Source organism: Burkholderia stabilis (genome assembly GCF_001742165.1).
GTDB classification, from domain to species: Bacteria; Pseudomonadota; Gammaproteobacteria; order Burkholderiales; family Burkholderiaceae; genus Burkholderia; species Burkholderia stabilis.
Genome location: NZ_CP016443.1, coordinates 2459622 through 2472770, shown reverse-complemented (window position 1 = coordinate 2472770; position 13149 = coordinate 2459622). Strand labels below are relative to the sequence as shown.

The 13149-nt window shown below is 68.0% G+C and carries 14 protein-coding genes; 6 read left to right on the top strand and 8 right to left on the bottom strand.

Features of this window, described 5'->3' with window-relative positions; genetic code table 11:
• The first annotated feature begins 22 nt into the window (after positions 1-22).
• Positions 23-1018 (top strand): zinc-dependent alcohol dehydrogenase family protein, encoded by a 996-nt coding sequence (locus tag BBJ41_RS28895; protein ID WP_069749606.1) that lies wholly within the window; start codon positions 23-25, stop codon positions 1016-1018.
• Positions 1019-1192: 174 nt separating this feature from the next.
• On the top strand, positions 1193-1669 hold the full coding sequence (locus tag BBJ41_RS28890) for a GNAT family N-acetyltransferase (RefSeq protein ID WP_069749605.1): 477 nt from the start codon (positions 1193-1195) through the stop codon (positions 1667-1669).
• Positions 1670-1692: 23 nt separating this feature from the next.
• Here BBJ41_RS28890 and BBJ41_RS28885 read toward each other — a convergent pair whose 3' ends face one another.
• Positions 1693-2418 carry a class I SAM-dependent methyltransferase gene (locus BBJ41_RS28885; protein ID WP_069749604.1) on the bottom strand — a complete coding sequence of 242 codons (726 nt, stop codon included), beginning with the start codon at positions 2416-2418 and terminating at the stop codon, positions 1693-1695.
• Positions 2419-2663: 245 nt separating this feature from the next.
• On the opposite strand from BBJ41_RS28885, the gene BBJ41_RS28880 reads away from it, so the two are divergent.
• The 3 genes from BBJ41_RS28880 (at position 2664) to BBJ41_RS28875 (ending at position 4933) form a co-directional block, all read left to right on the top strand.
• Positions 2664-3584, top strand: a complete 921-nt coding sequence (locus BBJ41_RS28880; protein WP_236872082.1) for a hypothetical protein — start codon at positions 2664-2666, stop codon at positions 3582-3584.
• A 384-nt stretch (positions 3585-3968) separates the two neighbouring features.
• Entirely contained in the window at positions 3969-4130 is a 162-nt protein-coding gene (locus BBJ41_RS40720; protein WP_156814888.1) for a hypothetical protein, read from the top strand.
• The gene (locus BBJ41_RS28875) at positions 4124-4933 is read left to right on the top strand and encodes a TlpA family protein disulfide reductase (protein ID WP_069749602.1); all 810 of its coding nucleotides are present in this window, start codon (positions 4124-4126) and stop codon (positions 4931-4933) included. Before BBJ41_RS40720 ends, BBJ41_RS28875 begins: the two co-directional genes overlap by 7 nt.
• Before the next feature lie 148 nt (positions 4934-5081).
• Here BBJ41_RS28875 and arsH read toward each other — a convergent pair whose 3' ends face one another.
• The 7 genes from arsH to BBJ41_RS28840 all read right to left on the bottom strand — a co-directional run bounded on the left by arsH (position 5082) and on the right by BBJ41_RS28840 (position 12222).
• On the bottom strand, positions 5082-5804 hold the full coding sequence (gene arsH, locus BBJ41_RS28870; protein ID WP_069749601.1) for an arsenical resistance protein ArsH: 723 nt from the start codon (positions 5802-5804) through the stop codon (positions 5082-5084).
• 86 nt (positions 5805-5890) lie between these two features.
• On the bottom strand, positions 5891-6961 hold the full coding sequence (arsB, locus tag BBJ41_RS28865; RefSeq protein ID WP_069749600.1) for an ACR3 family arsenite efflux transporter: 1071 nt from the start codon (positions 6959-6961) through the stop codon (positions 5891-5893).
• Between the two features lie 65 nt (positions 6962-7026).
• A complete protein-coding gene (locus BBJ41_RS28860) occupies positions 7027-7521 on the bottom strand; it encodes an arsenate reductase ArsC (protein WP_069749599.1) in 495 nt (164 codons plus the stop codon).
• Between the two features lie 22 nt (positions 7522-7543).
• A complete protein-coding gene (locus tag BBJ41_RS28855; RefSeq protein WP_069749598.1) occupies positions 7544-7879 on the bottom strand; it encodes an ArsR/SmtB family transcription factor in 336 nt (111 codons plus the stop codon).
• A gap of 94 nt (positions 7880-7973) precedes the next feature.
• Positions 7974-9566, bottom strand: coding sequence for a DHA2 family efflux MFS transporter permease subunit (locus BBJ41_RS28850; protein WP_069749597.1), 1593 nt, complete (start codon positions 9564-9566; stop codon positions 7974-7976).
• A complete protein-coding gene (locus tag BBJ41_RS28845) occupies positions 9563-10681 on the bottom strand; it encodes an HlyD family secretion protein (RefSeq protein WP_069749596.1) in 1119 nt (372 codons plus the stop codon). The genes BBJ41_RS28850 and BBJ41_RS28845 overlap by 4 nt, the downstream gene beginning before the upstream one ends.
• A 59-nt stretch (positions 10682-10740) precedes the next feature.
• Positions 10741-12222 (bottom strand): efflux transporter outer membrane subunit, encoded by a 1482-nt coding sequence (locus tag BBJ41_RS28840; protein ID WP_069750416.1) that lies wholly within the window; start codon positions 12220-12222, stop codon positions 10741-10743.
• 98 nt (positions 12223-12320) lie between these two features.
• Here BBJ41_RS28840 and BBJ41_RS28835 point away from each other — a divergent pair, with 98 nt between their 5' ends.
• Positions 12321-13094: an AraC family transcriptional regulator gene (locus BBJ41_RS28835; RefSeq protein WP_069749595.1), complete on the top strand. Its 774-nt coding sequence runs from the start codon at positions 12321-12323 to the stop codon at positions 13092-13094.
• The last annotated feature ends 55 nt before the right edge of the window (positions 13095-13149 follow it).

Sequence of the window (13149 nt, the reverse complement as noted above, 5' to 3'; positions counted from 1 at the left end):
TTTATCGAAACGAGGATTTGCAATGAAAGCACTCATGCTCAAATCATTTGGCGGCCCGGAATCGTTCGAACTCCGCGACGTGCCCAAGCCGGTGCCGCCCGCTGGGCACGTCCTGGTCCGGGTACATGCAACCTCCATCAATCCGCTGGATTACCAGGTCCGGCGCGGCGACTATCCCGACCTGGTGCCGCTGCCGGCCATTACCGGACACGACGTATCCGGCGTCGTCGAAGCAGTCGGGCCGGGGGTGACGGCCTTCTCGCCGGGAGACGAAGTCTGGTACACGCCGCAAATCTTCGGCGGGCCGGGCAGTTATGCCGAATACCACGTGGCTGCCGAAGGCATCGTCGGGAAGAAGCCGCCATCGCTGAGCCATCTCGAGGCGGCAAGCCTGACCCTGGTTGGCGGGACGGCGTGGGAAGCACTGGTCGTGCGTGCGGCGCTGAGGGTGGGGGAAAGCATCCTGATACACGGCGGTGCGGGAGGCGTCGGCCATGTGGCGATCCAGCTCGCCAAAGCCATCGGCGCAAGGGTGCTCACGACCGTGCGCGACGCAAACGCCGAGTTCGCACGACGCCTGGGGGCCGATGCGGTCATCGACTACACGAAGGACGATTATGTCGACGCCGTCATGCGGGAAACGGGCGGCCGCGGCGTCGATGTCGTGTTCGACACCATCGGCGGCAACACCTTGTCGCGCAGCCCCGACGCGCTCGCCCAACTTGGCCGCGTGGTCACGATCGTGGACATCGCACAGCCGCAAAACGTGATCCAGGCCTGGGGCAAGAACGCGAGTTATCACTTCGTTTTCACCCGGCAAAACCGCGGCAAGCTCGACGAGTTGAGCGCCTTGATCGCGCGCGGCCAACTGCGGCCGCACGTGGGCGCCGTCTATTCCCTCGCCGACATTCCGCTCGCCCATGCACGACTGGAGTGCCCCGACAACGGGGTTCGGGGAAAAATCGCGATTGCGGTCGAGCCGTCGGCTCACCCCGAGCACGCCGCCGGCACTCGATGAACGCGATTTTTTCTCGGATGTCGACGGTCGCGCGCTGACCGGCATGCGCCGTGGCACCAGAAAGCGCCGTCGCCATGGGCCTACCCGTCGCGCCGCGAACTGCCTATCGTAGAGACCTGCGCGGTGCCGGCCCGTTCGGCACCGCGCCCACTCCTCATCGACAGGTCCGCAAACATGAACGCCAACGATGCCGGCCTGACCGTACGCGCGGTCCGGGAAGACGACTACGACCAGTGGCTACCGCTGTGGGACGGCTACAACCGCTTCTACGGCCGCTTCGACGATACCGCGCTGCCACTGGCCATCACGCAGCTCACGTGGTCGCGCTTCTTCGACGGCTACGAACCCGTGCATGCGCGCGTCGCGGAGCGCGGCGGCCGGCTCGTCGGGCTCGTGCATTTCCTGTATCACCGCAGCACGACGCTCGCCGGGCCGACCTGTTATCTGCAGGATCTGTTCACGCTCGACAGCGAACGCGGCAAGGGTGTCGGCCGCGCGCTGATCGAGGCCGTGTACGACGCCGCGCGCCAGCATCGCGCCGAACGCGTGTACTGGCAGACGCACGAGACGAATCACACGGCGATGCGGCTGTACGACACCATCGCGGAGAAGTCGGGGTTCGTGGTGTACCGGAAGGTGCTGCCGCGCTGAGTGTGACGGATCGGGCCGGGCGCTCAGGCGAGCGGCCGCGCCTTGATCCACAGAAACAGCGGCACGCGCGCCCACTGCTTCAACGTGTCCGTATCCGCACGGTCGGGCGGCGGCTCGCGCAGCGACACGATCGCGAACCCGGCCGCTTCCAGCGCATCCATGTACGCCTGAAGCGGCAGCGACCAGCCCGCGAAATGCATCGACAGGCCGTCGCGCGTCTCGACGCCTTCGAAATGCTCGCGGCCGAAATACGTGCCTTCCAGCACGAACGGCGCATCGGGTTCCGGCCCCGCGAAGCGGCCGCGATCGCGGAACGGATGCACGAGCGAAACGAACAGCGTGCCGCCCGGCTTCAGCACGCGGCGGGCTTCGTTCAACGCGCGCTGCATGTCGTCGAGGTCCATCAACACGTTGTAGGCCATCACGAGGTCGAACCCGGCATCGTCGAACGGCAGCGCCGCCGCGTCCGCCAGTTCGTAGTGGTGCGCGGAGTCGGCATGACGCGCGGCGTCGAGCATCGCGGGCACTGCGTCGCTCGCGGTCACGTCGTAACCGAGCACCTTCAGCTCGCGGCTCACACGGCCTTCGCCGCAACCGATTTCCAGCGCGCGGCCGGTGCCGCGACCGATGTAGGCCGCCAGCCCCGCCCGGTATTTCCAGAACGCATCGTGGCCGGGCCTGCCGGCCCAGTCGATCCATTGGCCGGCGACCCGGGTCCAGTGGGCGGTGATGGGGTTCGTATCGGTCATGGGCGCTCCTGATCGGGGTTCGTCATCCGTGGCTCGGGTGGCGCATGGTAAGCCGAAGCGGCAAAACGCGTGAGCGGGTTTCGTTTCCGGCGACGGCGTCATACAGTGGTGTGATACCAACGCCCGCGCGCCGCGCAGACCGCTTCCACCCGGCCGCACGCGCCCAAATCCGAGGAACCGCCATGCCGCCTGTCGCCATCCTTTCGCCCGATCTGCCCCCGAGCCCCGTCGCGGCGGAAACGCGCATGGTGCACGACGTCGCAACGCTGAAGCCGTCCGACTATCGTTCGGCGGATGGCGCGTCATGGGTCATTGCCCGCATCACGCCCGCGCAGGACAGCGGCGCGGCCGTGACGGGTACGTCGTACTTCGATACCGCGAAAGGACAAACCGTCCCGGTGCCCGATGCGCGCCGGCGTTACGCGAACCGCGGCACATGGCAGGTCGTCGCGAGTTCGAACCCGTCGGTGCCCGCCGCCGGCCGCTACGACTGGCTGACGCTCTCGTGGCTGCCGATCAACCGCCGGCCGCTGCCACAAACGCCCGAACACCTGTATTCGCCGTTCATTCGCGGCGGCACGATCGTGTATCGATGGAATCCGGCCGCGGAAGGCGGCGAGCAGTTCGGCAACGTGCGGATGATCTTTCCGGAATGGCAGCAGCAGGTTGCCAAGGCGCTGCGCGCGGCGTCGGCGCACGCGCCGCATACGCCGCCCCTCGATCGCGTGGAACGCGACAGCAATCCGATGACCGCCGTGCTCGACTTCGGCGACGCGCTGCGCGACGAACCTGTGGACAAGATCGTCGCGCGGTTGCCTGGCCTGATGCGCGTGGACGACCTGCACGAACTGTCGACACTCGTATTTCTGTGCGTGTCGGCGTCGCGCGATGACGACCGGTCGCGCTTCATCGAGACGATCGACGCGTCGATCGGCCGTATCGACGACGGCGCGCGTCTGCTTGCGATCGCATACGGCGCGTTCGCGGCGGGCAGGTCGCGGCCGTATCCGTTCAACGACGCCGCGCAGCAGGCTTCGATCGACACCGTGTTCAGGGCGCTCAGGCAGCGCGTGTCGGCGCTGAACGTGCCGGTCGGGGAAGGATCGCCGTGGTACGAGTTCTTCACCGCGTATCGGCTTGGCGAGCCGGCAGAGCAGCGGAACTGAGCCGCGACCGGGGCGCTGCTCAACGCTTCGTGTCTGCCTCGAGCATTCGCTTCAGCAGCAGGCAGGCACCGCCGCCCACCGCACTGACAGCCGCGACATACCCGAAGTGCATCCCCGGATACGCGGTCGTCAGTCAGCCGTTCAAGAGCAGCAGGAACACGTCGGGCGAATACCCGAGCAGCGATACGACACCGCTCCGATGCCCCACACCCTCGGCGATGCGCCGAACCCGACCGCGACGATCGACACGCCGATGCGCGGCCGCTACAAGCGCGGCGTGATGCCGCAGGTCGCCCGCGGCAGGCGCTCGCCACGGAACACCCCCAGCGCGAACACCCGCAAATCACGGTTACACACGAGCGTCAGCAAGTCGCGGCCGGTATCATGGACACCGAACTCATCGCGGCCGCGCCCGAACGCGAACCGTCACCGCACGCCTCATCCGGCAACGTCGATGCGATCACCACGCCGACGCACGACGCGTCGAAACGATCGTCGCCGGCCCCCGTCAATCCATCAACGACACTGAACGCCTTCTCATGTTGAGCATTGGTCCTTTTTCGATCCGCGTCGTCGCTGTCGTCGTCGCGGCCCTGCTCGCGTGGCTCGTTGCGCGCGTCATGCAGCGCACCCGGCCCGACGGCCAGCACCGCACGGCGGCAAGCCTGCTGCTCGATGCACTGTTGATCGGGCTGCTCGCGGCACGCATCGGCTACGTCGCGCGCTGGTGGCACGACTACGCAGCCGCGCCGCGATCCATCGTCGCACTCGGCGACGGCGGATTTACCTGGTGGATCGGCCTGCCGGTCGCGCTCGCGTATATCGGCTGGCGCTCGCGCCGCCTGCCCGGGTTGGCCCGGCCCGCGCTGGCCGGCATCGCCGCCGGCATGCTCGCGTGGGGCGCCGCGCAAGGCGTACTCGCGACCGTCGAGCACACCGCGCCGCCGTTGTCCGCGCTGCGCGCGGAAACGCTCGATGCCGCGCCCGTCGCACCCGCCAGTTACGCAGGCAAGCCTGTCGTCGTGAACCTGTGGGCAACGTGGTGCCCGCCGTGCCAGCGCGAGATGCCGATCCTCGCGCAGGCGCAGCGCGATTACCCCGGCGTCACGTTCCTGACGGTCAATCAAGGCGAGGATGCGTCGACCGTACGCGCGTTTCTCGAACGCGAAGGGCTGCGTTTCGATCACGTGCTGCTCGATCGATCGCTCGGCGCGATGCGAACCTACGGCTCGCGTGGGTTGCCGACGACGCTGTTCTTCGACGAGAAAGGCAAGCTGGTCGAGTCGCACATGGGCGAGATCACCGCCGCGCGACTCAAGGACGCGATGAATACACGCTTCAGTCGGTAACGCGTGGTGGTGTTGCGGGTGAAACGCAGCGCGGCGATAGAGATCCCCGCGCGCGTCTTCATCAGTTCGTCAGCACACCGATCATACGCAGCGTCAACGGGTACGGTTCACTGCAGACGATCCGACATGCCCTTGACACCGCGGTACGTCAGATACTCCGCTGATTAACCCGCTTCGACAATTCCTCCGCGCTTTCCTTCCGTTCGCTGTACCGATCAACCAGATAAGGCCCGACGTCCCGCGTCAGCAACGTGAACTTCACCAGTTCCTCGAGCACGTCCACCACGCGATCGAAATACGCCGACGGCTTCATCCGCCCGGCCTCGTCGAATTCAGCGAACGCCTTCGCCACCGACGACTGGTTCGGGATGGTCAGCATGCGCATCCAGCGTCCGAGCACGCGCATCTGGTTCACCGCGTTGAACGACTGCGAGCCGCCGCTGACCTGCATGACCGCAAGCGTCTTGCCCTGCGTCGGCCGAACGGCGCCCATCGACAGCGGAATCCAGTCGATCTGCGCTTTCATGATCCCGGTCATCGCGCCATGCCGTTCCGGCGAGCACCACACCATGCCTTCCGACCACTGCACGAGTTCGCGCAACTCGACGACCTTCGGATGACTCTCCGGCGCATCGTCCGGCAGCGGCAGACCGCTCGGATTGAACACGCGCACCTCGGCGCCCATCGCGGTAAGCAGACGCTCGGCTTCCTCGATCAGCAATCGGCTGAACGAACGCTCACGCAGCGAGCCGTACAGAAGCAGGAACCGGGGCGGATGGGTCGACGGCGACGCAGGCCGCAGCTGGCCGGCATCCGGCACGCGGAACGAATCGATGTCGAGTTGCGGCAGATCGTCCGGACGGTCAGACATGCGTGCCCTCCGCGTCGAGCGCGCGTTCGCCGTTCGGAATGCGATGAATCGTGATGTAGGTCATGTCGCCAGGTTCTCCTGTTTGCTCAAGCGCGCTCATACCAGCCCTTCGACCGGTTGACGATGCGTACCACCAGCAGCATGACCGGCACTTCGATCAGCACGCCGACGACGGTGGCCAGCGCCGCGCCGGAATGAAAACCGAACAGGCTGATCGCGGCCGCGACGGCCAGCTCGAAGAAGTTGGACGCGCCGATCAACGCCGACGGGCACGCGATGTTGTGCTTCTCGCCCACCGCGCGATTGAGCCAGTAAGCGAGCGCAGAATTGAAAAACACTTGAATCAGGATCGGCACCGCGAGCAGCGCGATCACCAGCGGCTGCTTCAGGATCGCTTCGCCCTGGAACGCGAACAGCAGCACGAGCGTCGCCAGCAACGCGGCGATCGACCACGGGCCGATCTTCGCCATCGCGGCGTCGAATGCCGCCTGCCCGTTCGCCAGCAGCCGCTTGCGCCAAAGCTGCGCGAGGATCACCGGAACGACGATATAGAGCACGACCGACGTGAGCAGCGTCGCCCACGGCACGGTAATCGCGGACATCCCGAGCAGCAGCCCGACCAGCGGTGCGAAGGCAATCACCATGATGCTGTCGTTCAGCGCGACCTGCGACAGCGTGAACAGCGGATCGCCGCCCGTCAGCCGGCTCCACACGAACACCATCGCCGTACACGGCGCTGCGGCCAGCAGGATCAGGCCGGCGATGTAGCTGTCGAGTTGTTCCGCCGGCAGCATCGGCGCGAACAGATGCCGGATGAACAGCCAGCCGAGGAGCGCCATCGAGAACGGTTTGACGAGCCAGTTCACGACGAGCGTGACGCCGATGCCTTTCACGTGCTGACGCACTTCATGCAGCGCGCCGAAGTCGACCTTGACGAGCATCGGGATGATCATCACCCAGATCAACAGGCCGACCGGCAGATTGACCTGCGCGTACTCCATCCGGCCGATCTGCTGGAACAGGCCGGGCAGCATCTGGCCGAGCGCGATGCCGGCGACGATGCACAGCGCGACCCAGACGGTCAGATAACGCTCGAAGAAGTTGATGGAAGGCTTGGCAACGGCCTTGCGGGGCGGAATGACGTTGGAGGTGTTCATGGGGACGGGGCTGGTCTCGCAGACGCACGCGGCACCCGGGCTCGGGCACGCCGCCGTGCGAACGCTCAGTTTCGCGAAATGTCGGTCAAGGCCGCCTGAAGGTCGGCATTGCTCATCCGGTCGAGCGGCAGCGCGAGCAATTGCAGCATCCGATAGCCGATCGCCTCGCGCGTGAGTTCGAACGCGAGACGCTTGCCTTCGTCGCCACCCGACGCGTTCGACGGATCGGCATAACCCCAATGCACTTTGACGGGGCTGCCGGGCCAGTACGGGCACGTCTCGGCGGCCGCGCTGTCGCATACCGTGATGACGATGCGCATTTCCGGCGCGCCGTCGCCGACGAATTCATCCCAGCTCTTGCTGCGGTAGCCGCTCACGTCGACACCGGCGTTCGTCAGCGCTTCCAGCGCGAACGGATTCAGCCGGCCGCTCGGCGCGCTGCCCGCGCTGTACGCGCGCACGTCCCGGCCGAGCTTCGCGGCCCAATGATTGAGCATCCCTTCCGCGAGCACGCTGCGCGCGGAGTTGTGGGTGCAGAGGATCAGTACGTTCGTGGTCATGGGCGGGGTACGCGAAGGCGCATCAGGAGGATTGCGTGCCGGACGTCGAACACGCGAACACCGGCGAACACGGATTGCCGCCACAGCAGTTCTCCGTGAGGTAGGCCAGCAGGCCGTTCATCGTCGCGAAGTTCGCGCAGTAGATGACGAAGCGGCCTTCCTGCCGGCTCGTGACGAGCTCGGCATGCGCCAGTTCTTTCAGGTGGAAGGACAGCGATGAAGGGGGCACATCCAGCAGCGTGGCGATCTGCCCGGCGGGCAGGCCCGTCGGCCCGGCCTGCACGAGCGTGCGGAAGACGGCGAGCCGGGATTCGTGCGCGAGCGCCGACAGCGCGGCAATGGTCTGGGTCGTTTCCATGTTTCGATAATAGTCGAAATATAGAACGATGGAAAGCCACCGAGATAAGAGCCGAGGCAAACGAAGCGGCGGCGCACCGTCGCGCCGCCTGCCCTTATCCGGCCTTCTTCCCCTTCAGCAAGAACGCCGCCGCCGTACAGGCGACCATCGCGACGCCGGCGATCAGGAACGTGTCGCTATACGCCATCAGCAATGCCTCGCGCATCACGCGCTGATTGACCAGCGCGAGCGCCAGTTCGTGCACGCCGCCGGTCGCACTGCCCGGCAACGCGTCGGCGCGCGGCACGTGCACGCGCGCGAGCAGCCGCGCGAGCGTCGCCATGCGTTCCTGGAACGCTTCCGAAAACGGCGTGACGGCCTCGCCGATCCGCATCGCGTGCAGCTTCTGCCGCTCGACGACGATCTGGCTCGCCACCGCGATGCCGATCGCGCCGCCCACGTTGCGCACCATGTTGAACACGCCGGACGCCGAGCCGAGCTGCGCCTTCTCGATACCGTCGACGGCCATCACCGACAGCGCGATCACCACGAGCGACTGCCCGACGCCGCGCACGACGAGCGACGGCACGATCACGTTCGACGCGGCGTCGGCGCTCAGGTGGATGTTCATCAGGCAGCCGGCCGCCACCAGCGCGAAGCCGAGCACGATCGTCGTGCGCGGGCTCGTGCGGCGCATCAGCGGCGGCGTCAGGAACGACATCACGAACTGCACGAGCCCGTACGGAATCATCGCAAGGCCGATGTCGCGCGCGCTGTAGCCGTGCAGCTCCGCGAAGTAGTTCGGCACGAGGAACACGACACCGAACACCACCGCGCCGAACAGGAACTGCATCAGGCTCGCGATCCCGAAGTTGTAGCGGCCGAGCAGGCGCAGGTTGATGAACGGCTCCTTGCGCCGCAGCTCGATCGCGACGAATGCCACCAGCCCCGCCGCCGCGACGATCGACAGCTCGACGATCAGGCCCGACGCGAACCAGTCCTTGCGCCCGCCCTCCTCCAGCACGATCTGCAGTGCGCTCAACCCGATCGCCATCGTCGCGATGCCGAACCAGTCGGCCTGGCGCAGCTTCGACAGTTGCACGGGCACCGGGCGGATCGCCCATGCGATCGCCACGATCAGCGCGATCGCGGGCGGGATCTGCAAGTAGAAGATCCAGCGCCACGAATACATGTCGGTGAGCCAGCCGCCGAGCGACGGCCCGGCCGCCTGCGCGACGTTGTTCGCGACCGCGAACAGCGCCATGCCGAGCGGATGCTTCGACGGCGGCAGCTCGGTGACGATCAACTGGAACGACAGCGGGATCAGCACGCCGCCGAACGCGCCCTGCAACGCGCGCGCGACGATCATCGACGAGATGGTCGGCGCGACCGAGCACGCGATCGAAAACGCGAGGAAGCCGCATGCGCCGACGAGCAGCACACGCCGCGCGGAGAACACCTGCACGAGCCAGCCGGTGAGCGGAATCACGACGATCTCGGCGACGAGGTACGCGGTCGAGATCCACGAGCCTTCCTCGAAGCTCGCGCCGAGCGAGCCGCGGATGTCGGGCAGCGACGCGTTCGTCACGTGCACGTTCATCCCCGCCATGAAGCAGCCGAACACGCCGCCGAGCACCGCGACCCATGCGCGCAGCGAGACGGCGTCGTCCGGTGCGGCCTGCGCGGCCGGTGATGTCGCGGCCGTCACGAGCCGGCTCCCGGCGCGCCGCGCGTATCGACGCGCGCGATCACGGACATGCCGGGCCGCAGCACGATGCCCGTCGGCGGCGCATCGAGCCGGATCTTAACGGGCACGCGCTGCACGATTTTCGTGAAGTTGCCGGTCGCGTTGTCGGGCGGCAGCAGCGCGAACTCGGCGCCCGAGCCCGGCGCGAGCCCGAGCACGCGGCCGTGCAGCGTGCGGCCCGAATAGGTATCGACGTCGATCTCGACCGGCTGGCCGTCGTGCATCGCGCCGAGCTGCGTCTCCTTGAAGTTCGCGACGACGTACACGTCGCGTAGCGGCACGACCGCGAGCAGCGGCATGCCGACCTCGACGTACTGGCCAGCCCGCACCGCGCGCTGGCCGACCGTGCCGTCGCGCGTCGCGCGGATCACCGTGTGTTCGACATCGAGTTGCGCGAGCGCGAGCTTCGCGCGGGACGCCGCAAGCCGTGCGCGCGCCTGTTCGATCGCGGCCGTGCTCTGCATGCGACGCCGGCGCAGCACCGTCTGCTGGTCGTCCTGCGCACGCACGGCTGCGCTCGCGCGGGCCAGTTCGGCGCGCGCCTTCAGCGCGTCGGCGTGCGCCTGCTCCCAGCGTTGCCCGCTCGCGGCCGATTCGGCGAGCAACTGCCTGTAGCGCGCCGCATCCGCATCGCGTCGTGTCGCCTCGGCGCGCGCGGCGGCCGCGTCGGCCTGCGCCTGCTCGATCACGCTGCGCTGCTGGCCGACTTGCGCGTCGAGCGTCGCGGCCGCGGCTTCTTCCGCCTGCAGCGTCGCATCGGCTGCCGCGACGGCCGCCTGCGCATCGTCGAGTTTCGCGCGATAGTCGCGGTCGTCGAGCGCGACGAGCACGTCGCCGCGCTTGACCGGCTGGTTGTCGTCGACGGCCACCCGCGCGACGTAGCCGGCCACGCGCGGGCTGACGGTCACGATGTCGGCGCGCACGTACGCGTCGTCGGTGTGCTCGATGAAGCGGCCGACCGTCCACCAGCGCCAGCCGAACACGGCGAGCGCGACGACAGCGATGAAGGCGCCCGAGGCGATCCAGTGGCGCCGGGCGAACCGGGCGGATTTTTCAGGTACGACTGTGGTGCTCATGATCGGAATCGGAAGGGTGGGTTTGCGTGCGGGTTTGCGGCGGATTCGCGAACGGCCGGCTAGCGCTGCCAGCCGCCGCCCAGTGCCTTGAAAACGGCGACCTGGTCGAGCGCGACCTGCTGCGTCGATGCGGCGAGCGCCGAATCGACCGCGACGAGGCTGCGCTGCGCGTCGAGCACACCGAGAAAATCCAGCGCGCCTGCGTCGTAGTTCAGCTCGGCGAGCCGGTAAGCGCGGGCGTGCTCGGCGCGTGCGGTTTCGAGCACGGACTTGCGCCGCCATTCGGCGCCATAGCGCGCGAGCGCCTGCTCGGTTTCCTTCAGTGCGCGCAACACCTGCGCGTCGAACGACGCGCGCGCGGCGGTATCGTCCGCGCGCGCCTGCGCGAGTTGCGCGCGGCTCGCCGCAAGATTCGGGAAGCGCCACGTGATGAGCGGCCCGACGCCCCAGGCGATCGCGTACTTGTCGCCGAGCGACGACGGATCGCCGGTCGTCGACAGCCAGTTCACCGAGCCGCCGAGCACGATCGACGGGTACAGCTCAGCCGTCGCGACGCCGATCCGCGCGTTCGACGCGGCGAGCCGGCGCTCGCTTTCGCGCAAGTCGGGGCGGCGCCGGAGTAACGCCGCACCGTCACCGATCGGGAATGGTCGAGCCAGCGCGGGCGTTGCGTGGCAGTGCGCGGCCGAATCGGGAATCGCGCCGGGCGCGTTTCCGGTCAGCACCGCCAGCTCATACAACGCGGCGCGGCGTGCGCCTGCAAGCGCCGGCAGGTCGGCGCGCGTGTCGTCGGCGAACGCGCGCGATCGCGCGACTTCCAGGTCGGACACCAGCCCGTGCGCGCGCTGCCGCGCGGTCAGCGCGGCGAGCCGGTCGGCGATCGCGATCGAGCGCTCGGCCACGTCGATCCGCTCGCCATATGCGCACGCTTGCGCATACGCGGCCGTCGTCTCTGCGGCCACCGCGACGCGCATCGCATCCGACGCGGCCTGCACAGCGTCCGAATCGGCGCGCGCGGCATCGACGAGATGGCCGACGCGCCCCCACAGATCGACTTCCCACGACACCGCGAACGACGGCGCGAAACCCCAGCGCGTGCGTGCGTCGGTGTCTTTCGCAGCCGCGACGATCTGGTCGGGCGAGTGCTTGCCGTAGTCGACGCCGAAGCCGGCCGTCGTGTCGGGCAACCGCGCGGCGTCCGCTTCGTCGAGCATGGCCCGCGCACGCGCGACACGCGCCGCGGCCACCGCGAGATCGCGGTTCTGCGCGAGCGCTTCACGCACGAGCGCATCCAACGCCGGATCGTCGAACAGTTGCCACCAGCGATCGGGCAAGTCGCCGCCGCGCGCGACCGGTGCGTCGGCTGCGGCATCGAACGGTGCGGTACGCGCCGCATCGATCGCGGGCGGCGTGTACGGCTCGCCGACGGAGCATGCGGCAAGCGTCGCCGCGCTCAACAGCGCGACGGCGAGGCGCGGCGCGCAGGACGCGGCAGCAACGGGTAAATCGAAGGAAAGCGAAGAGAGGAGCGAGGCGCGCATCGTGCAATGGCAGTCGAACAAACGATGGGCCTATGGTAATTTCGACCCCTTCGGTCGATCTCGCGCGCAAAGCGCATTCGTCGTCGAGAAAAGGACAAGTGGACCCATTCTTCAGCGCGCGCGAGCGTCAGGACAAGCACAAGCAGATCGCCGTCGTCGCATCCGATGCGGCGTCCGGCGTTCTGTATCCGCCGCATTCGCACCGGCACGGGCAGCTGATTCACGCGATTTCCGGCGTGATGCTCGTGCATGCGGATGCCGGCAGCTGGGTCGTGCCGACCGGGCGCGCGGTGTGGGTGCCGGGCGGCACGCAGCACGAGATCAGGATGGCCGGCGACGTGCAGATGCGCTCCGTGTTCGTCGCGCGCGAAGTGCGGCCGAGCCTGCCGCACGAGTGCCGCGTGATCGAGGTCGGCACGTTGCTGCGCGAACTGATCGTGACCGCGTGCGAGCTGCCGGCCGACTACGATCTCGCGCATCGCGCGGGCCGCGTGCTCGCGCTGATCCTCGACGAAATCGAGATCGCGCCGCTGCTGTCGCTGCATGTGCCGATGCCGCGCCATCCGGCGCTCGCCGCGCTGTGCACGCAACTGATCAACGAGCCTTCGTCGGTCGTGACGCTGCAGTCGTGGGCGCGCGACGCGCACATGAACGAGCGCACGCTCGCGCGCACGTTCAAGCGCGAGACGGGCATGACGCACGGCGCGTGGTGCCGCCATGCGCGGCTGCTGCTGAGCCTGCCGCGCCTCGCGGCCGGCACGCCGATCCTCGAACTCGCGCTCGAGCACGGCTACGACAGCCCGAGCGCATTCGCGGCGATGTTCCGCAAGGCGCTCGGCGTGCCGCCGAGCGAATACTTCCGGCGGCGGTAAGCGGCACTGTCCGTTTCGCGACGACCGATCGCTGCCGCGCGGGCGCGGTGCGGCG

Coding starts and splice junctions, on each gene's coding strand:
- BBJ41_RS28860 (WP_069749599.1), bottom strand. CDS start 7,521: ATGACCACGAACGTACTGATCCTCTGCACCCACAACTCCGCGCGCAGC.
- BBJ41_RS28845 (WP_069749596.1), bottom strand. CDS start 10,681: ATGAGCACCACAGTCGTACCTGAAAAATCCGCCCGGTTCGCCCGGCGC.
- BBJ41_RS28885 (WP_069749604.1), bottom strand. CDS start 2,418: ATGACCGATACGAACCCCATCACCGCCCACTGGACCCGGGTCGCCGGC.
- BBJ41_RS28880 (WP_236872082.1), top strand. CDS start 2,664: ATGGTGCACGACGTCGCAACGCTGAAGCCGTCCGACTATCGTTCGGCG.
- arsH (WP_069749601.1), bottom strand. CDS start 5,804: ATGTCTGACCGTCCGGACGATCTGCCGCAACTCGACATCGATTCGTTC.
- arsB (WP_069749600.1), bottom strand. CDS start 6,961: ATGAACACCTCCAACGTCATTCCGCCCCGCAAGGCCGTTGCCAAGCCT.
- BBJ41_RS40720 (WP_156814888.1), top strand. CDS start 3,969: ATGGACACCGAACTCATCGCGGCCGCGCCCGAACGCGAACCGTCACCG.
- BBJ41_RS28890 (WP_069749605.1), top strand. CDS start 1,193: ATGAACGCCAACGATGCCGGCCTGACCGTACGCGCGGTCCGGGAAGAC.
- BBJ41_RS28875 (WP_069749602.1), top strand. CDS start 4,124: ATGTTGAGCATTGGTCCTTTTTCGATCCGCGTCGTCGCTGTCGTCGTC.
- BBJ41_RS28840 (WP_069750416.1), bottom strand. CDS start 12,222: ATGCGCGCCTCGCTCCTCTCTTCGCTTTCCTTCGATTTACCCGTTGCT.
- BBJ41_RS28855 (WP_069749598.1), bottom strand. CDS start 7,879: ATGGAAACGACCCAGACCATTGCCGCGCTGTCGGCGCTCGCGCACGAA.
- BBJ41_RS28895 (WP_069749606.1), top strand. CDS start 23: ATGAAAGCACTCATGCTCAAATCATTTGGCGGCCCGGAATCGTTCGAA.